General features: G+C 57.5%; 14 protein-coding genes. 7 read left to right on the forward strand and 7 right to left on the reverse strand.

The genetic code is table 11. From position 1 onward, the window contains the following. Nucleotides 1–383 precede the first annotated feature (383 nt). The gene (locus SCI24_RS08590) at nucleotides 384–1,382 is read left to right on the forward strand and encodes an IS5 family transposase (RefSeq protein ID WP_318725006.1); all 999 of its coding nucleotides are present in this window, start codon (nucleotides 384–386) and stop codon (nucleotides 1,380–1,382) included. A 159-nt stretch (nucleotides 1,383–1,541) separates the two neighbouring features. Here SCI24_RS08590 and SCI24_RS08595 read toward each other — a convergent pair whose 3' ends face one another. The 4 genes from SCI24_RS08595 to SCI24_RS08610 are packed head-to-tail and all read right to left on the reverse strand — an operon-like array spanning nucleotide 1,542 to nucleotide 4,436. Continuing rightward, the gene (locus SCI24_RS08595; RefSeq protein WP_318725007.1) at nucleotides 1,542–1,841 is read right to left on the reverse strand and encodes a hypothetical protein; all 300 of its coding nucleotides are present in this window, start codon (nucleotides 1,839–1,841) and stop codon (nucleotides 1,542–1,544) included. A 38-nt stretch (nucleotides 1,842–1,879) separates the two neighbouring features. Continuing rightward, nucleotides 1,880–2,650 (reverse strand): ABC transporter ATP-binding protein, encoded by a 771-nt coding sequence (locus SCI24_RS08600; RefSeq protein ID WP_318725008.1) that lies wholly within the window; start codon nucleotides 2,648–2,650, stop codon nucleotides 1,880–1,882. Continuing rightward, nucleotides 2,647–3,411 carry an ABC transporter permease gene (locus tag SCI24_RS08605; protein WP_318725009.1) on the reverse strand — a complete coding sequence of 255 codons (765 nt, stop codon included), beginning with the start codon at nucleotides 3,409–3,411 and terminating at the stop codon, nucleotides 2,647–2,649. Before SCI24_RS08605 ends, SCI24_RS08600 begins: the two co-directional genes overlap by 4 nt. Then, nucleotides 3,408–4,436, reverse strand: coding sequence for an ABC transporter substrate-binding protein (locus SCI24_RS08610; RefSeq protein ID WP_318725010.1), 1,029 nt, complete (start codon nucleotides 4,434–4,436; stop codon nucleotides 3,408–3,410). The genes SCI24_RS08605 and SCI24_RS08610 overlap by 4 nt, the downstream gene beginning before the upstream one ends. A gap of 740 nt (nucleotides 4,437–5,176) precedes the next feature. Between SCI24_RS08610 and SCI24_RS08615 the strand changes: the two genes are divergently transcribed. From SCI24_RS08615 to SCI24_RS08635, 5 genes are all read left to right on the forward strand, one after another. Further along, nucleotides 5,177–6,082: an ABC transporter substrate-binding protein gene (locus tag SCI24_RS08615; RefSeq protein ID WP_318725011.1), complete on the forward strand. Its 906-nt coding sequence runs from the start codon at nucleotides 5,177–5,179 to the stop codon at nucleotides 6,080–6,082. Further along, on the forward strand, nucleotides 6,079–7,110 hold the full coding sequence (locus SCI24_RS08620) for an iron ABC transporter permease (protein ID WP_318725012.1): 1,032 nt from the start codon (nucleotides 6,079–6,081) through the stop codon (nucleotides 7,108–7,110). The genes SCI24_RS08615 and SCI24_RS08620 overlap by 4 nt, the downstream gene beginning before the upstream one ends. Further along, nucleotides 7,107–8,198 (forward strand): iron ABC transporter permease, encoded by a 1,092-nt coding sequence (locus SCI24_RS08625; RefSeq protein WP_318725013.1) that lies wholly within the window; start codon nucleotides 7,107–7,109, stop codon nucleotides 8,196–8,198. Before SCI24_RS08620 ends, SCI24_RS08625 begins: the two co-directional genes overlap by 4 nt. A gap of 3 nt (nucleotides 8,199–8,201) precedes the next feature. After that, nucleotides 8,202–9,110: an ABC transporter ATP-binding protein gene (locus SCI24_RS08630; protein WP_318725014.1), complete on the forward strand. Its 909-nt coding sequence runs from the start codon at nucleotides 8,202–8,204 to the stop codon at nucleotides 9,108–9,110. A gap of 104 nt (nucleotides 9,111–9,214) precedes the next feature. After that, nucleotides 9,215–11,314 carry a TonB-dependent siderophore receptor gene (locus tag SCI24_RS08635; protein WP_318725015.1) on the forward strand — a complete coding sequence of 700 codons (2,100 nt, stop codon included), beginning with the start codon at nucleotides 9,215–9,217 and terminating at the stop codon, nucleotides 11,312–11,314. 317 nt (nucleotides 11,315–11,631) lie between these two features. Here SCI24_RS08635 and SCI24_RS08640 read toward each other — a convergent pair whose 3' ends face one another. Next, nucleotides 11,632–13,233, reverse strand: coding sequence for a protein kinase domain-containing protein (locus SCI24_RS08640; RefSeq protein ID WP_318725016.1), 1,602 nt, complete (start codon nucleotides 13,231–13,233; stop codon nucleotides 11,632–11,634). Nucleotides 13,234–14,387: 1,154 nt separating this feature from the next. Further along, complete coding sequence (locus tag SCI24_RS08645) at nucleotides 14,388–14,834, reverse strand: hypothetical protein (protein WP_318725017.1); 447 nt, start codon at nucleotides 14,832–14,834, stop codon at nucleotides 14,388–14,390. 180 nt (nucleotides 14,835–15,014) lie between these two features. On the opposite strand from SCI24_RS08645, the gene SCI24_RS08650 reads away from it, so the two are divergent. Further along, complete coding sequence (locus SCI24_RS08650; RefSeq protein ID WP_318725018.1) at nucleotides 15,015–15,635, forward strand: tyrosine-type recombinase/integrase; 621 nt, start codon at nucleotides 15,015–15,017, stop codon at nucleotides 15,633–15,635. 117 nt (nucleotides 15,636–15,752) lie between these two features. On the opposite strand, the gene SCI24_RS08655 is transcribed toward SCI24_RS08650, so the two are convergent. Next, nucleotides 15,753–18,035 carry a hypothetical protein gene (locus SCI24_RS08655; protein WP_318725019.1) on the reverse strand — a complete coding sequence of 761 codons (2,283 nt, stop codon included), beginning with the start codon at nucleotides 18,033–18,035 and terminating at the stop codon, nucleotides 15,753–15,755. Nucleotides 18,036–18,384: the final 349 nt, after the last annotated feature.

Genomic DNA, 18,384 nt, shown 5'->3' on the forward strand with positions numbered 1-18,384 from the left:
CTAGAACTCCAACTTGATTAACATGGGAAATGCGATTCACCGCTTATTTATCCTCCATACCAAGAATGGACGAGCATGCTAACATTGTCACATTTTCACATTGGACCAGAAGCCATCCATGAGCATGAAATGAAGGTCTTTTTCCGGCCATAAGCGGACTTTGAAGTCGGCGATTCTCTGGAGCGGAAATCGCTTAGCTTACTTGGCCACCTACATTCCACCGATAGAAATTCTCATTTCTTAACATCTACTCATCAATCGACTCGCCAACTTTTGTCCTAATATCCGTTAAGGAAACACTGCATAAATCCCGCCACAGCTGCCTGACAGCCGTCGGCGGGGTAAAATCTGGCTACCCTGTCACCACCTGACCGAGCCATCTGATGAAGCAGATCTCTTTCGCCCAGGCAGAGCACCAGAACAAGAAGAAGGTAACCCGCCGCGAGCGGTTCCTGGCCCAGATGGAGGCGCTGGTGCCTTGGCAACGGCTCATTGAAGCGCTGTCGCCGTCTTACTTCCCGAATTCAGCGGGCAAGCGCGGCCGTCCGCCTATCGGCCTGGAGCGCATGCTGCGGATCTACTTCCTGCAACAGTGGTATGCGCTCGCCGACGAGGCACTTGAAGATGCCATCTATGATAGCCAGGCGATGCGCGACTTCGTGGGTATCGATTTGGCCATCGAGAGTGTGCCGGACGCGACCACGCTGCTGCGCTTCCGTCATCTGCTGGAGAAGCATGCGTTGACCCAGCGAATTTTCGAGGAGATCAATGCTCACTTGGCCGAGAAAGGGCTGTTCATGCGCGAGGGCACGATCGTCGACGCCACCATCGTGGCAGCCGCCCCTTCCACCAAGAACAAGGCCAAGCAGCGCGACCCGGAGATGAAACAGACCAAGAAGGGCAACCAGTGGTACTTCGGGATGAAGGCCCATATCGGCGTCGATGCCGTCACCGGACTGACTCACAGTGTCGCCGCGACCTCGGCCAACGTCGCCGATGTCACCATGGCCGGCGCTCTGGTCCGGGAGGATGACAAACGGGTATATGGCGACGCGGGCTACACCGGCATGTGGAAGCACCTCGGCGAAGAGAAGGATGCCCCGGATTCCAAGTGCTGTGTGGCCGCCAAACGCGGCGCCATCAAGAAGATGGACGACAGTCCAATGAAAACGATGCTGCTGGCGATCGAGAAGGCCAAGGCCAGCATCCGCGCCAAGGTCGAGCACCCGTTTCATATCATCAAGAACCTCTTTGGCTACCGGAAGGTGCGCTACAAGGGGTTGGCCAAGAACCAGGCGCAACTCTTCAGCTTGTTCGGGCTGGCCAACCTGGTGCTGTCGACACGAAGCGAGGGCCAAATTGACGGGGCCATTACGCCCTGAATCTGGCCTGACAGCCAGATAACCTGGCTGCCAGGGGAAAACAGACCACATGAGGTGGTCGGAAATTGATCGCCGACGCGGTGATTGAGTCACACTGAGTTCCTCAGTCGCTCGAAACCGAATTGATCAGTGGTTCCTTAATGCTGCATTCCACCCACGTCAAGCGCGAATGTAGCACCATCCGGCAGCTTGAAGCTCCGCGAGGGTGACTACTGCTGCCGCTACCTCCGCGAGGCCGGTTGTGTTATCGAGGCCCTGCGCGACTAGGGAGTTGTGGCACAGTCGCAGATGGGGGTCAGTTTCGTCTGGATTCGCCAAGGCTGCGGCCACCGCCCCCGCATTGGCCACTATCAGCACCTCGGCATCGGGGCAGGCCTTGCTCAGGTTGCGGAAGTTGCGCCGTGCCCGGGCGAGGGCCTCGGCGGTGGGGGCATGCAGCAGGACGCGAAGCGCGGCCATGGGGCCTCCTGGTTCTCGGGAGTGTGGGGGGGGGAACGTCAGTGGGCGGCCCCGATATGGCGCTCGACGGCCTGCAGGCAGTCGGCAAAGTCCGGGTGGTCGCGGCGGTCGTCCAACGGCAGCGGGATATTGAGGGTCTCCACCACCCCTGCCGGCCGATCCGGTGCTTGGCCGCCCAGCACTATCACCCGGTCGGCGAGCAGCACGGCCTCCTCGATGTCGTGGGTGACGAAGACGATGGCGGCCTCGGTACGGCGGCGCAGGTCGACCAGCTCCTGTTGGAGGCGGCGCCGGGTGATTGCGTCCAGAGCCGAGAAGGGCTCGTCCATGAACAGCACCCTCGGGCGCACGGCTAGTGCCCTGGCGATACCTACTCGCTGCTGCTGGCCTCCAGACAGGGTATGCGGCCAGCGCTCGGCATAGTCCTCAAGCCCCACCAGCGCCAGGGGCTCCAGGGCCCGTTGTCGCCGCTCGGCCCGTGAGAGGGCGAGCCCCTCCAGCCCCAATTCTACATTGGCGCGTACACGACGCCATGGGAAGAGCCGTGGTGCCTGGAAGACCATGGACCAGGCCCGAGTGTCGCGAGCTCCGCCCTCGGGAATCTCGACCGTGCCCTCCTGGGGAGCGAGCAGCCCGGCCAGGGCGCGCAGCAGGGTCGACTTGCCGACTCCCGAGGCGCCTACTATGGCGACGAACTCTCGGGGGTGTAGGTCGAGGTCGACGCCGGCGAGCACGGGTGTGCCGCCAAAGCCCAGGCGGATCCCGCGGGCGCGCAGCACCGGAGGCAGAGTGGCCTGGGAGGCGGTCACGGCTGCCACCTGAGTAGCCGGCGCTGCAGTGTCATGAACAAGAAGTCGAAGACCGCATAGAGCCCGGCGATGGTGAGCATGTAGACCACCACGATATCGGTGGCGAGCAGGCTGGAGGCCTCCATCATACGCTGGCCGATGCCAGGGATGCCGAACAGCTCGGCGGCCACCACCGTCATCCACCCCTGCCCCAGGCCGGCACGCAGCCCGCCGAGGATGCCAGGAGCGGCCGCCGGCAGGCTGACCTTGGCAAGCCGTGCCAGGAAGCCGCCCTGGCCGAAGGCACGAGCAACCTCGTCATAACCTGGATCCACCGAGCGCACCGCGCTGTAGCTGGCGAAGTAGTTGATCCAGAACACGCCGATGCTGATGATGAAGGCCGCCGCTGTGGGATTGATGCCGAACCAGATGATCGCGAAGGGGATCCAGGCAAGCGGCGGAATCGGGCGCAATAGCCGGGCCAGCCAGGCATGTAGGGCATCGACGGCCGGTAGCAGGGCCGCCGACACGCCCACGGTGATGCCCAGCAGCGAGCCCAGCAGCAGGCCCACGCTGTAGTGGGTGAGGCTCGACATCACCACCTCGAACCAGATGCCGTCAGCAACCTCTGCGGCCAGTACACCGGGAATCGTCGAGGGCAGCGGCACCAGGCTGCCTGGTAACAGGCCGCTGCGCAGAGCCAGTTCCCAGAGCAGCAGGAAGGCGGTCAGGCCTAGGGCGCCCAGTAGACTTCGTCGATGCCGTGCCTGGACCGATGTCATGAGCCTGTGTGGTCCTCGGCCACCGCATCGTAGAGGTCGGTGTCGAAAAGCGCGTCCAGGTCGACGCGCTTTCTAAGCGTGCCCTGGGCAGCCTGGAAGTCGTGCATGGTGCGGGTGGCCTCCAGGATGGCATGGGGGTCGGCCAGGTAGTTGGAGGACGGAGAGCGCAGGGCGGCCTCCACGGTATCGAGCTCGATCAGGCGCTTGCCGACGAACTCCCGGACGTGGGGTGCGGCTCGCTCGGGCTCCTCGACCAGTACCTCGGTGGCGCGCAAGTGCAGTGCCATCAGTTCGCGCATCGCCTCGGGGTGCTCCGCCTGCACGCTCTCACGGGCTGCCAGCACTGCACCAGGCTGGCCAGGCAGCATCTCGTCGGCCCGAGCGACGACCCGAGCGCTGTCGTCGCGCTCCTGCACGGTGGTGAGGATCGGCTCGAGGATCGAGGCGCCATCCACCGCTCCGGCCAATAGTGCCTGCTGGACTCGGTCGGCGCCCATAGCGACGATCTCCACGGCCTCCTCGCCCACGCCCAGTCGTTCGACCAGCCAGTAGCGCATCACGGTGTCGGGCACCGAGCCGCGGGGGAAAGTGGCAATCTGTGGCTTGCGACCCTGCTCTTCGGTAAAGCGGGCGATGGCTTCGGAAGGGTCGTCGACTTGGGCGAACGTCTCAGCCAGCTCGCCTCGAGCCACCAGGCCGATCTGCTCGCGGATACTCGCAGCCAGCACCTTGATCGGCACGCCATTGGCGCGGGCGACCATGGCCGGTCCAATGCCGAAGTACATGACGTCGAGCTCACCGGAGGCCAGCGCCTGCACCATGGCCGGACCACTGGAGAAGCGAGTCAGCTCGAGTTCGAGGCCGATCTCCTTCGTCCAGCCCTCGCCCTCCATCACGAACAGCTGGGCGACCGGGAGGATCGGCATGTAGCCCACCTCGAGGCGGGTGGTGTCCTCGGCCTGGGCCGGACCGGCGGCGATCAGCAGAGCCAGCAGAGCAGCTAGCAGATTTGGGATGCGTAGCATGGAATCTCTCCAAGGATGAATCATTCAGCCCATCCTAACGCGGCGCCTTCTTATTCTTTAATGTTTATTTAAAATAATTTTTTATACCCATATTTAATTTATAGCATCCCATCAAACGAAGCGGACCCCATCCTTGGGACCACCTGACAGGTCAGCTAAGCGCGGACCGGATCATCATTACCATCTGGCCACCGTCGAGCGGCTCAGGATAAGCCCATGGGTTCCCAGCGGTTCATGACACCTGCTCGTGAGGTGTGGCTGCCCATCCGGCTCACTGCTGTTGCCGAAGGTCTGCCCCTGTGCCAAGTGACCGTCGAGTGCATCGATGCCAACTCTACGTGCTGCCTGTTCTGTGCGATTCCTTGGGCCAGCACCGGTACTGACGAGGGCGCGGGTGATCAACCTCCTGGTGGGCGAAGACCGCGGCATCCTGTTTCGCCGTCTGCGTGACTGCGCGCTTCCTTCGACCTCAGCCCAGCGGCCCCGGCCACCACTGACGCGAGCCTCACGACGGGCGGAAGACGCTGAAGGAATTACGTCCTGACCACTTCATGGCCCGGACAGACGAACATTCGGGCGCGTGGTAAGCGAGCCGGGGTGTTATCAATACTAATGCAAACCATTATTTTTTCGTTTACAGTCCACCGTTATAACTTTGCCGATGCCTGATGGAAAGAAAACGCATGCAATGCTCGTTTCCCGGCACAGCGCTCGCCTTGCTGTTGGGGCTTATGTTGGTCATGGACCACAGCGCCCTGGCCCAGCCAGCGAACGCCGACGAACCACTTCGTGACGACCGTGGCACCCCGATCGAAGCCATGCAGGCCGAGCGGGTGGCGGCCATTTCGACCTTCGCCGCCGATACCCTGGTGGCACTCGGCGTCTCGCCCGTCGGTGCCTCGACGTTCGGCAGTGAGCCACTGCCTAGTTATCTTGGTGCCCCGCTCTCCCACACTCGAAGTCTTGGCCAACGTGCCAGCACCAACCTGGAGCTGCTCACCGAGCTCAAGCCTGAGCTAATCATCGGTATTCACCGCTACACCGAGCCCCACGCCCGCCAGCTCGAGGCTATCGCCCCGTTCTACGCCTTCGATGTGGTCAGCCTTGCGGACAGCCACCGCGCGGTGACGGGTATCGCCACGGCACTGGGCAAACGCGCCGAAGGCGAGGCGCTGAACCAGGCCTTCGACGCTCGCCTTGCCAAGCTCGACGAGGCCCCCGGGGGCGTCAGCGCCATCCTGCTCGCCGGTGCCGGCGAGGCACCCTTCGCCTACCACGATCATTTCCTAAGTGCCACTCTGCTCGAACACTTGAACGCCACCAACGCCGCCGGCCCGTCTCCGACGCCGGAGCAAACTATCCCCTTCGGCTACACCATCAGCCTGGAACGTCTGCTGGCCCTCAACCCAGACGTCATCTTCTTGTTCGCCACCGGCAGCGAGCGAGCCTTCGCCAACAACCCGGTGTGGCCCTATCTCGAGGCGGTGAAGAACGGCCGGGTATACGAGGTCGGCCCACACTGGAAAGAGGGCGGTGGCCCCATCGCCCGCCGCTTGATCCTCGACGAGATGGCCTGGCGGCTATATCCCGAAGACGTTGCGCGTCCTGAGTTGCCGCCTTCCATCGCCAGCCATCCCTATTCATGAACGCCGCTGCCCCGCCATCTGCCGACGGCACTCATGCGGCACCTGCACCTCGCCGTCCGAGCCTCGCTCGGTGGAGCGTACTGCTCGTCATCGTCATTTCCGTCATCGGGGGACTGGCCATGGTCACCGGCAGCGTACCGGTGTCGCTTCACGAGCTAACCGATGTGCTCACCGGCCGGGGCGATGACATGGCCACGATCCTGGTGCTGGAACTTCGCCTGCCCCGCTTCATCGCCGGCCTACTGGTGGGGGCAAGTTTGGGCCTGGCCGGCCAGTTGATGCAGACCGTGACCCGCAACCCGTTAGCGTCGCCCGGCATCACCGGCGTCGTCGCCGGGGCTTCGATGGCGGTGGTGATAGCACAAGTTGCCTGGAGGGTGGACGTCACCTGGTTGCCTGGCATCGGTATGCTCGGGGGCGCGGGCGCCGCCACCCTGACCTTCCTGCTGGCAGCGCGCAGTGGCTTCTCGCCCTTGATGCTGGCCCTGGCCGGGATGGCGGTCACCGCCCTGGCCTCGGCCCTGGTCACCGCCTTCTTGCTGTTCTCCGGCGCCCAGGCGCAGCAGCTCTTCAGCTGGCTGGCCGGTGGTCTTCAGGGGCGCGGCTGGGCCCATGTCATCCAGATCCTGCCCTGGGCCCTCGGCGGCCTCGCGGTGTCGCTCGGTACCGGCCGCTGGCTTAATCTGATGCAGCTCGAAGATAGCGTGGCGCGCTCCCTAGGCGGGGCCGTCACGTTGTTGCGTCTCGGTTTTGTGACGCTTGCCGTGGCGCTGACCGCCGCCTCGGTGGCGGTCGCCGGGCCGGTGGGTTTCATCGGTCTGGTCGCCCCCCACCTAGTGCGCCTGGCGGCGGGAGTCGACCAGCGGCAGGCGCTGCCGCTGGTCGCCTTGACCGGCGCCCTGCTCGTCACCCTCAGTGACCTACTCGCCCGCACTCTGGCGGCTCCCCAGGAACTGCCACTGGGGCTATTCACCGCGCTGATCGGTGGTCCCCTGTTCATTGCCCTGATTCGCTCGAGAACGCTATGACCCTCTCCGCTCACGCCGCGACACCTATCTTGCCCCACGCCGCCGACAGCGAACCCGTGAAAACCCGCCTACCACTCGGGGTTGCTGTGCTGCTGGGCCTGGTGATTCTAGCTGCTCTCGCCAACCTGCTGTTTGGGGCCGTCCCCCTGTCACCGAGCCGAGCTTGGCTGGCGATGACTGGCTCCGGCGATTCGGCGGTCAGCGATCCGGTGGCTCAGGACATCATCTGGAACCTGCGCCTGCCGCGCCTGCTGGTGGGGGCCCTGGTCGGGATCCACTTCGCTATCGCAGGATCGTTGTTACAGGCGGTTATGCGCAACCCGCTGGCCGACGCCGGGGTGATGGGCATTAACGCAGGGGCGAGCCTCGCGGCAGTGCTGGTCTTCGCAGCCGCCGAGCGTCTTACCGGCGACGGTAACCCCTATCTCCGCGCGGCACTCAGCCTCGACTGGCTGCCGTTCATCGCCTGCCTCGGCGGGCTCGCGGCGGCAGGGGTGGTCTACCGCCTGAGCTGGAATCGTGGTTCGACCCCGGTGAGGCTTGTCCTGTGCGGCATCGCCGTGGCGGGCCTGCTCAATGCCCTGGCGACCGGGGTCCTGGCCGGCTGGGCCCAGGCCACTACCGAAACGGTGCTGGCCTGGCTCTCGGGCAGCCTGTATGGCCGCGACTGGACGCACCTCACGGCGCTGCTGCCATGGACGGCAACCAGCCTTGTCCTGCTGCCGCTGCTGGTTCGAGGCGCCAACCTGCTGCAGTTGGGTGACGAGGTCGCTGCCACCCTCGGGCTTCGCGTCGAGCGCTCGCGCTTTGTCCTGCTGCTGGTGGCGGTACTGTTCGCCGCCAGTGCCGTGGGGGTCGTCGGCCCCGTGGGCTTCGTCGGCCTGATCGTCGCGCATATCGCGCGACTGATGGTCGGCCCCGACCTTAAGCGTCAGCTCATCGTCAGCCCGATATTGGGTGCCTTGCTCGTGCTCGCCTCGGATTTGATCGGGCGTCTCGTACTGGTGCCAGCTGAGATCCCCATCGGAGTGGTTACCTCGTTGCTCGGGGTTCCCTTCTTTCTCGCTCTACTGGCCAGGAGGCGCTAAGCGATGACACCCAGCATGTCCCCCCCTTCCCAAGCAGGTAAGCCCGTCCGTCTCCAGGCCCAAGTAGGTCCTGGCGATGCAGGCTCCCAGGCCCCGCGGCTATCGGCGCAAAACCTGCGACTGGGTTACGCCGACAAGATCATCGTGCCGAACATGACTCTCGATTTCGAACCGGGTCACATCCACTGTCTGATCGGTCCCAATGGCTGCGGCAAAAGCACCTTGCTGCGTGCCTTGGCAGGCCTGATGACACCCCAAAACGGCCAGGCACTACTTGATGGCCGCACGGTGACGAGCTGGCCCCGGAGACACTTGGCTCGGCGCCTGGCCATGCTACCCCAGCATCCCCAGGCGCCTGAGGGGCTGAGCGTCGAGCAGCTGGTACGCTACGGCCGCTTTCCTCACCAGCGCCTGTTTGCCCCCCTCAGCGAGCAGGATCACACCCGGGTGCGCTGGGCGATTCGGGTCACGGGCCTGACCGGCTACGAAGCCCGTTCGCTGTCGGCACTGTCTGGAGGCGAACGTCAGCGAGCCTGGATCGCGCTGTGCCTGGCCCAACAGGCCGATCTGCTGATTCTGGATGAACCCACTACCTTTCTGGATCTGGGCCATCAGTTGGAGATCCTGGAAATGTTGCAGGCACTCAACCGTGAGCAGGGTCTCACCGTGATCATGTCACTGCATGACCTCAACCAAGCAGCCTGGGTGGGGCACCGGCTGGTCGCCATGCGGGCAGGAGAGCTTATCAAGGCAGGGCTGCCATCCGAGGTGCTTACCGAACAACTCCTGGCCGATGTCTTCCGCATTCGCGCCCGTATCATCGATGACGGTTCGCAAGCTCACAACGACACCCAAGCCGCTTCATCCCCCTATTTCGTGCCTGTGGCGTCTCTAACCCCGCCGACGCTATAGCGCACGGGAGAAGGGTAACGGCAAGTCTCAGGGCTATACTTCACAATCTTTCTCATTTACTATTGAGACTCATTATATTCTATAACCAGAAAAATGGGCTCATCATGGAAACCTCACGCTCCACCCTCTCGACACTCGCAGGCGACTCCCCCAAGACACCCCTCGCCGCCGCCATTGGCCTTGTCTCCGTGCTGATCAGCGCCGGCGTACAAGCTCAGGAGACCGCCCAACTCGATACCCTGGTCGTCCAGGGCGACTGGCTCGGCAATCCGACCGAGGAAGAAGTGCAGACCTACGCCGGCACACGCACGGTGATCGAGCCCGAGCAGCTCCATGACAGCGGCGCGCTGAACATCGAGGACGCGCTGCGCTCGGTGCCGGGTGTACAGGTGCTCGACGAGACCGGCACCGGTGTGCTGCCCAATATCGGCCTGCGTGGCCTAAATCCGCTGCGCAGCGAACGTTTGAAGATGATGGTGGATGGCTACCCGATCGCCATCGGCCCCTACAGCAACGTCAGCGCCTCCCTGTTCCCGGTGACGCTGCAGAGCATCGACACCATCGACGTGGTACGCGGCGGCGCGGCGGTCCATTACGGCCCCAACAACGTCGGCGGTGTGGTCAACTTCCTGACCAAACCCATCCCTGGGGAGGTTGGGCAGACCCTGTCGGAGCGGGTGACCATCGCCGAAGACACGGGAAATGTCTTCCATGACACCTATTACCGTGTCGGTGGCTTCGTCAATGACGACCTGGCGCTGCAGTTCCAGGCCAACGTCCAGGGTGGTGAAGGTTTCCGCGAGCACTCCGACACCGATGTCCAGAACTTCCTGGTCGACGCCGAGTACTTCATCGACGACCGCCACAGCCTGGACGCGAGCCTGCAGTACTATGAGGTGGACGCCGAGCTGCCCGGCGCCCTCAGCCCCGCGGCCTACGAACGCGACCGCACTGCCTCCCAGCGGCCTTATGACGCCTATGAAGCGGACATGCTGCGCGGGACACTGGGCTGGACCTATCGTCCCAACGACGACGTCGAATTCACTTGGCGCAATTTTGCCCACCGTGCCGACCGCACCTTCTTCTTCGGCCAGGACTTGGTCAGCGGCGGTGCCTGGTCCGACCCAGAGGCGGAATCAAGTCATGTAGCCGACTCTCCGCGAGTCTTTCATGTATGGGGGACCGAGCCGCGCCTGACCCTGCGCGGGGGTATCCACACCATGACGCTGGGTGCGCGTTATGTGAGTGAGGATGTCGACTTCGACGTCAATCGTCGGGATCTGAGCGACGGCAGCTATAATGAAGTGCGGCGCTGGGACCTGGAGACAGACGCCGTCGCGCTTTACGCCAGTGACACATTGAGCCTGATGGATGGACAGCTGGAGATCACCCCAGGGGTACGCTACGAAGATGTGCGCATGGACTTCTATGACGCCATCAACGATACCCCCTCGACCAATGATACAGACGAAATACTGCCGGGGCTGACGGTGGGCTATGCCGCCACCGATGAGGTCTTCGTGTTCGCCAACGCACAGAAATCGCTGGTGCCGGTCCAGATTGCCCAAGCTACCCGGGAGGGCGACGTGGCCAACGAGACCGCCTGGAACTATGAGCTCGGCGCTCGCGTCGATGTAACGCCGACTCTCACCACTTCCGCGACATTGTTCCGCATCGACTACGAGGATCAGATCCAGTTCGACAAGGCCAATGATCGCTTCGTCAACCTGGGCGAGACGCGCCACGAAGGCATCGAGCTGGAGACTGACTGGCAGACCACTGATCGCCTGTCACTGGGTCTTGGCTACACCTACCTCGCCACCGAGCAACGCACGGGCGACAACGCCGGTAATGACTTGCCCAACGCGCCGAAACATCACATCAGCGCCAACGCTCGTTATGAGATGAATCAGTGGCTGGCGAGCGTGAGTGTCAACCGGGTCAGTGACAGCTTCAGCGATGCTGCTAATACCCAACAGGAAACCGCTAACGGTGATGCCGGCGAACTGCCTGCCTACACCCTGGTCAACGCCCGCATCGGCCGCGATATCAGCCTCAGCGATGATACTCTCCTGAACATTGGACTCTCTGCCACCAACCTGCTCGATGATGACGCCTACTTCCGTGGCTCCGACGTCAGCCCGGTCGGACGCGTTCCGATGCCGGGTCGTGCCTATATGCTGGAGGCTCGCCTCGAATTCTGATCAACGGGCAGGGATATCCTGTCTATCATCGGCGGCGGCCTTCGGGCCGTCGCCCTAACAATTATTTAACATCTGAAATATATCATTTTCAGAACAGTGATTGAATGGAGGCAAAGAAATGATCTTAGTAACCAGCCCCAAAGTGCAATGATCCATGGATACTTAGCACGCATATCTATCCGGCTCATAAAAATAAAACTTCGCATCATATAAAGCCGCTTCCGGCCAGAAGCGGTCCTTCAACGAAAGCTGATGTAACGTCAGTCATCAGCCGTATGAGGTACGAGCGTCGGATGAATGGCCTGGTTGGGTTCAAGTTATTTGGTTATGCGACCAGTCATGTGCTTATCTCTGGAGTTGGACTCCGCAAAGAGGTCCCTCGTGCTGTTCCAGCGTTCGTATAGGCTCTCTAGCTCGGGTTCATAGGGTGCCAATCGCCGCACTTCACCTAACAGATCGCAAGCTTCGGCTCTGTGCCCCCTCCGCCACATGTCGCTTGCCTCATTCAAGATCCTACATGCACGGATCACTTTTCCACTCTCGTCAACCTGCACCTCTAATTGCACATCATAAGCACTTAGTATCTGCAGCCGTTCGATATTAGTATTCAGGATTTCCGCCTTCGCCTCAATATCACTCACGAACTTCTTTGGCTCCGGGTTGCCAAATGAAAACAGAGGCCACAAGCAGTCCGAAGTGATAATTTCATGGTTTTTAAGGGTGAATCTCAAAACCGATATAGAGCCCTCAACCAGAAGTTCCTTATCGTTATCGATACAATTTTTACCGCAAACTCTATGTAGAGCCTTCGCCAAGTGGTGCACACGAAGAGCTCTTTCGAGAGATGTCACGCCTCCACCTAGTGAATCTTTTAAGTTTTGTTTTATACTTTCTTTAACCATCTCTCGTTGGCTAGGTAACACAGCAAGCTTAAGCTGCCCTTCAATCTCTCTTTCCATAGCACAGTAGTTAGCGAGATACTCGAAGTATTCGAAGAGAAGCTCGAGCTGTTTAAAAGTTTTAGGACTCAAACACTCAAGAATACTCGCCAGCCGGGCGTAGCATTGCTGGAACGAAGGACGCTCACCTGGGTTAGCAGTCAACATTTTTTTAACCAACTGCACTAGTTCTTGAGCTTGGGCATTATGAGTAGGAGAGAAATGTCTCTCCCCACCAATTGTCCATTTTTTAAGCTTGGAACCCTTCCAGTTCCACACCTTAGTTCCCGGGTCTTTTGCTGCGGGATGGTAGCCCTGAAATAGCTCTGCGATTACCAAACCCACCGCGAACACATCAGGAGCAAATGTGTCGTAGGCATTGGCATCATGCTGTTCGGGAGCCTTGTAAGCGTTAGTGCCGCCCAGATGGTTATCACGCCAGGCATTGGCTACTCCGAAGTCTGCAATCCGGACGGAATACCTCACCGCAGCATCAACGCCTGAAGGTGGAAAATCGCGAAACTTAGCGCTCAGGTCTATGTAAAGTAAGTTCTCGGGTTTTACATCTTGATGGTGGTCCATGCCACGCTCGTTAGCAGTTATCATCCCCTTCACTATCTGCAATGATAGGCAAACCACGCCCGCCAAGCTTAGCTCCTTTCCTACTAAATTACTGAGATCCCCATCACAATACGGCATGCAGATAAGCGGCACATTGTTCCAGACTTCGATGAAGTGTGGCTTGATAACTAGCGGGTGACCCGAAAAGCCAAACCAGTTTCTGGCTTCGCGATCAAGTCGTTCAGTATCAACGAAAAGATTACTTTCGAATTCCTGGATTGTCTTGTAGGCGATACGGTTAGGGATTGCATCCTGCTCGACAATGTAGACCAATCCGCCTCTTCCTTTCCGCCGTTCGACGACCCTTCCCTTGAAGACTTCTGTCTCTAGCAACCCCTGAGTGTGTTCATTCCAAGACATACGCTAGTTCCTTTTGATGCTACGCGATAGGCGAAAGAAATGGATATCCACTTTCTTGAACCCCACCGCTGACTGCCGTTTGGCCGGCTAGGCATTATAGTGGTTCGCTCAGTAGGCGATACGATCAGCAAAAGTAGGTTACCTTTTATTGTCACTGAGTGTCCCAGAGCGGATGCTGATACCATCCATTCATGAGCGAGGTCTAAAATTCTCTCTTCGGCCAAGAGCAGTCATTTAGTCTGGTGTTATATAACGCCGCGCTTCACCGCAGCCGATGCCGCGCAGCAGCTGAGGGAACCCGAGCACAGCGAAGGAAACGTCCGCTTGGAAACGCAGGTAATGAATGCCCACTCTAAGGTCGCATCGCAGAAACGCAGGTCTCTCGGACACTTCTCGCTATATCTATTAGCTTCATCCCATCTGACGTAAGCGTCGCGTACCCGAGATCTCGTTTAGTAGTAGAAACAACAGTAACAAATTGTGGAAATGTCAAAGAAAGTGGAAGCTTCTCACCCAAGCAATTACAGTAGCTCTCGTCTGGAAAGGCTTTCAGGCAACTGAACCTGATCTTGTTTCCAGCATTTTGAACCTCCCCCCAAAGAGTACCTTCGACGTTCAGTTGCTCCAACTCTTTCTTTTCAAGGTCTTTGATAGTAGGTAAGCTCTCGCCCTTGGCCGGGCCGGAAGAAATCAATGCCAGGACCAAAACAATGAACATGGATGCGCAAATCCGCTCCGACTGAGTGCTCATTGTTGGCCTCCAAAGAATTGACTTGCAAGTTAAGCACAAATATCAGTGATTGAGCTATACTCTAATATTAATGATCGCGGATGCGCATCAAGTAATATTTCGCCGCGCGCAATCTTCTCGTAAGTTCATGAAATAATCGAATATAAGGCATACAATGTCAGCCACAGCGCTTGCTTCATAACACCCTTTAGCGCGCCCACAAAATTTTCCATGGTCACATTGAGCCATCAACTGACACAACCACCTATCAGCATAGGCCAAGATTCTCCAGCCGGCCAACAACGGCCATTGAGATTTTTCTGATATATAACGCCAATATTCAGCGGCGGCCTTTGCTTAGCGAAGCGGAGAAAAGGCCGTCCGGTGGAGGCCCGTCAGGGCCGTAACGAACTGGAATGACTGGTTAGGTTTCGGCGAAACTCAGAATCCGCTCAATCCTTTCTCTAGCTAGCCTGCAGTTCTCGAGATACAGCTCATGGCTACCAATATGGCTTGAGTACTGCTCTAGAAAGGGAATTTCTTCATCCTCATAGCAGTAATATTCTTTCCAGGCCTTATCAAACTCCTCTCTTTCTTTTTCAGACAAATGAGGACGGAAAAGCCTGATCGCTTTGGAATGCTCCTTAAAGGACCTGCTTAAGACTGTGTAAGCATCCTCTACATCAACTATGTGCGGATCAACTGCATTCAATGCATCGGCGAAGCTCTCTTGGAGCTGAATTCCGGCTACGCGGCGGGCTTGGCTCTGGCTATTTTCTTTATCTCTCGACTTGGCTAAAAAGTGATTGAGAATAACAGTCAGGAGAATTCCAAACAGAGTCCCCAGTGAAAAGCTACCAATACTGAACATGCCTGCCCCTTTTGGAAAACCTAACAGGTATCAGACCGCAGGGTCTGATAACGGATGAACGAGCATGCTGCCTTTGCCAGCATGTCCGCAATGGGTCGGTTTGCGATCAATTGCAGGCTCCAGCACACGTCGAGCATGTACTGGACCATCCTATACATTCCATCCGTGGAGGTCCATGCCATGAATAAATCAACACCTGCTATCCGCGAGCCTTGGAACAAAGGCAAGCTGGTCGGTCAGAAAACACCGCTTCGCCTCAAAGACATCTGGGCCATTCGTGTCAGGCTGCAGCTTGCTGAGAAGATACGAGACCTGGCGCTCTTCGAGTTGGCAATCGATAGCAAGCTGCGGGCCTGTGACTTGATCTCATTGCGCGTCCGGGATGTGGCACATGGTGATCATGTGTCTTCAAGAGCTGTCGTAATGCAGAGGAAGACGAAGAGACCAGTACAGTTCGAAATAACCGAACAGACTCGCAATGCCTTAGAAACATGGATTATACGCGCCAAGCTACGAAACGATGACTACTTATTTCCAAGCCGTCTGAGCAGGTTAGATCACTTATCCACGCGACAGTACGCACGAATTGTAAAAAACTGGGTAACTTCTATTGGCTTGGACCCTTCATCTTATGGCACGCATACGTTGCGAAGAACAAAAGCGTCTCTGATATACCGCCGCACAAAAAACCTGAGGGCTGTACAGTTGCTATTGGGTCATACGAAGATAGAGAGTACTGTCCGATATCTTGGCATTGAAGTAGATGATGCGTTGGAAATGGCAGAGCAGACAGAAGTATAGGGCAAGCCAGCGACAGCCTACCTTTTTGGCTGTCGCTATTCAGCCAAACATAAACATATGAATACAGCAATAGACCAATAGATTAAGACTAACACCACCTTTCCATAGGCTCGTTTACTACACCTGCGTCGCAATAAGGATTACTTCATACGGCTCCTCAAAGCGTTCGGTACTTCGCCCGAAGACGACGACAGCTTTCAAAGAATCATCGACATCTAGGGCTTGTTCTGCCAATTTCTCCATGGTCTTCTTAGATGAGGCACGCAGCACTTCCGGGAACAAATAAAACACGACCATCGCCTTGCGGTTCTCCGGTGGACGTACTTGAAGTGAACAGTGGTGCAAAGGGTCATGGTGGTTTCTTCGGACTAAGTGGCGCAACTTAGTCAGTTTGGTCTCAATCGTTTTCTGCTCGTCTGGATCACCGACTGAAAGCAGGTGCAGCCCCGCTGTCGTCCAGCCATGGGAGCGCCTATCGTTGAGCTTCTGGATAGTCTTCGAAAATAGTGGCCGGAGCTTAGCCTTTGGTTTTGAAAAATCAATCCCAGCGTCCTTGCTCGTATAATAGCGGTCAAGCTGCTTCGACATACCGCTGGGAGAGAAGATTGAGTTTTCTTTGCGAAGTCCGGCGATGTTGAATCCAGTTTCAAGGTAAAGGCCAAGAAAGTCTAGCTCGTCACCAAGTAGGCTGAACGACTTCTGGAGGTGAATACGTTCAGACAGGTAATGCAGGAGTAGCAGTGGGTTGTCTAAGATATCAGTGATGCAAATAAGATCGGCAATGAGGATGGTGGGTGCAAGTTGGTGATCCTCAGGAACCCATCCAATCTCCTTAAAATCAGACTCGGATGAACTCAACACCGAGAAGTCGTCTAGTGTGACGGACACACGAATCACTTGATCAACGATTTGGGGGTCAATACCCAACTGACGAACGATAGTGTCCGCTTCGGTGTCTCCCTTCCGGGCTTCAGTGATCAGACTTTCCAGCCTGGCAGATTGAAAGGATGGATAGACAACAATGTCCTCGACATGACGCTTAACCCGTTCAGGCGCACCGCGAAGGCCACTTGCGGTGAGCCGGTTTGATTTCGCTTCAGCGATGAGGACTGTTCTGTCTATAATCGCAAGCAGATCTGTCTCGAATTGTTCGCATCCTTGTTTCCACTTAGCGGATGGAGTGAGTTTGGCACCTGGTAAGCCCTGCTTTATAACCTGAAGAAGTTGATTCTCCAGAAATGCAGATCTTTGATTGTCAAGCTCGCCTTTTAGGCCAACCTCGGTTGCCAGCCGTTCCATGATCCGGTGGATATGGCTGAAAAACATCTGGGGTATGGGAAGAAAAAAAACATCTCCAATATCGATTCCCGGAGCCTCCCAAACTGGGTTACCGAGGAATAAGTGTTCTATTTTTGTCTCCGCGAGGCTGCCAGGAGATAAGGAAATCGCTCTGAGCGCTGCTGCAACACTTATGACATCGATTCCTGTCAGAGCTGAGACTTCATCCGGCGTGAATGTGGCTCGCAGTGACAGTCTTTGGTCGAAATGCCCCATGATGAGGCTCATCACACCCTCATGAGTAATATTTACCGGTAAGGCACTTAGCAATTCGTCCGGACTGCTTTCAAGTTCAGGTACATTGTCGTAGTACGCTTCAACCATTCTCCCTACAGTCGGTTCATTGAACACTTTTTTCATTGTGGACCAATGCTCGTTATGTCGGCGCTCGTATTCATCGACAACAGCTTTCATTACGAAAATCAGGTCCGATGCGCAAAATCCAAAATGCTTGTTGATCGCCTGATCTAATGGCGTGAACAGCTCAGTAGAAATGCGTACCACTTCAGAAAAATAGCCCCAGTTACGTATCGCCTGCGTATGGAAGCGCATACGTTCCTGTAAGGATAAGAGCTTAAGTTCAACCTCATCGTCGATGCTTTCAGTCGCAAGAATGCGTTGATGAAAGAAAGTTTCAGTTACTTTTGGAAGGGTGTCTACGACTCTTTGGATAACGTCGGGGGTAAATGGATCTTTAGGCCAATCTTCGACGGGGATAGCAAGCACGAGTGCTTGTAGAAGCTCTATGTGATGCTGCGAAATGCCACTCAGTTGGCTCCTCTGCTCAACACCTTCACTTTGCGATACAGGCGCCTGCAGTCCGTAGTATGAAAGCGTGGCCAGAATCCCGATTGGATCTGACTTTCGAAGTTCGCCATTGAGGGACTTTAGCGTATTCGGGAAGTCTGAAACGCTTTTCTTTGCTGCTTCCAAAACAGCCTTCTTAAAATCTTCATGCTGTTCTTCCCTCAACGCAAATCGCGAATACTCAAACTTTGGCGAAGACCTCGGCTGATGCTTCTTTTTACGCGCTTTGCGCCTACGTTTTTTACTGACTGGCATTTAGTACGTACTCCTGCATTCATGTGTGATCCTATGACGATAACCCCATATGCGCATGTTCTAGGTAAATTAGCAAAGTCCAGTATCGATAATATTGATCGAAACCGACCAAAAACATACTTTCAGCTAAAGCTCATATAACACCAGGCTCTTGGGCTGCATGGAACGCAGCGTAATGCAGTCCCTAGCAGCCGATTGTCAGCATTTCTCATCGTTTTCTAAGCTCCACTCAATTGCGGCTCTTGCGATGTCATGCCCTTTTTTGTATTTAACGATTGCCTGCTTGACGACAAGCTCCACATGAGACAAATACCTTACCCATTCGCGGTACCAGTGAACCCTAAGAAGC

Origin of the sequence: Halomonas sp. (assembly GCF_033549285.1) — a bacterium.
Taxonomy (GTDB): Bacteria; Pseudomonadota; Gammaproteobacteria; order Pseudomonadales; family Halomonadaceae; genus Halomonas.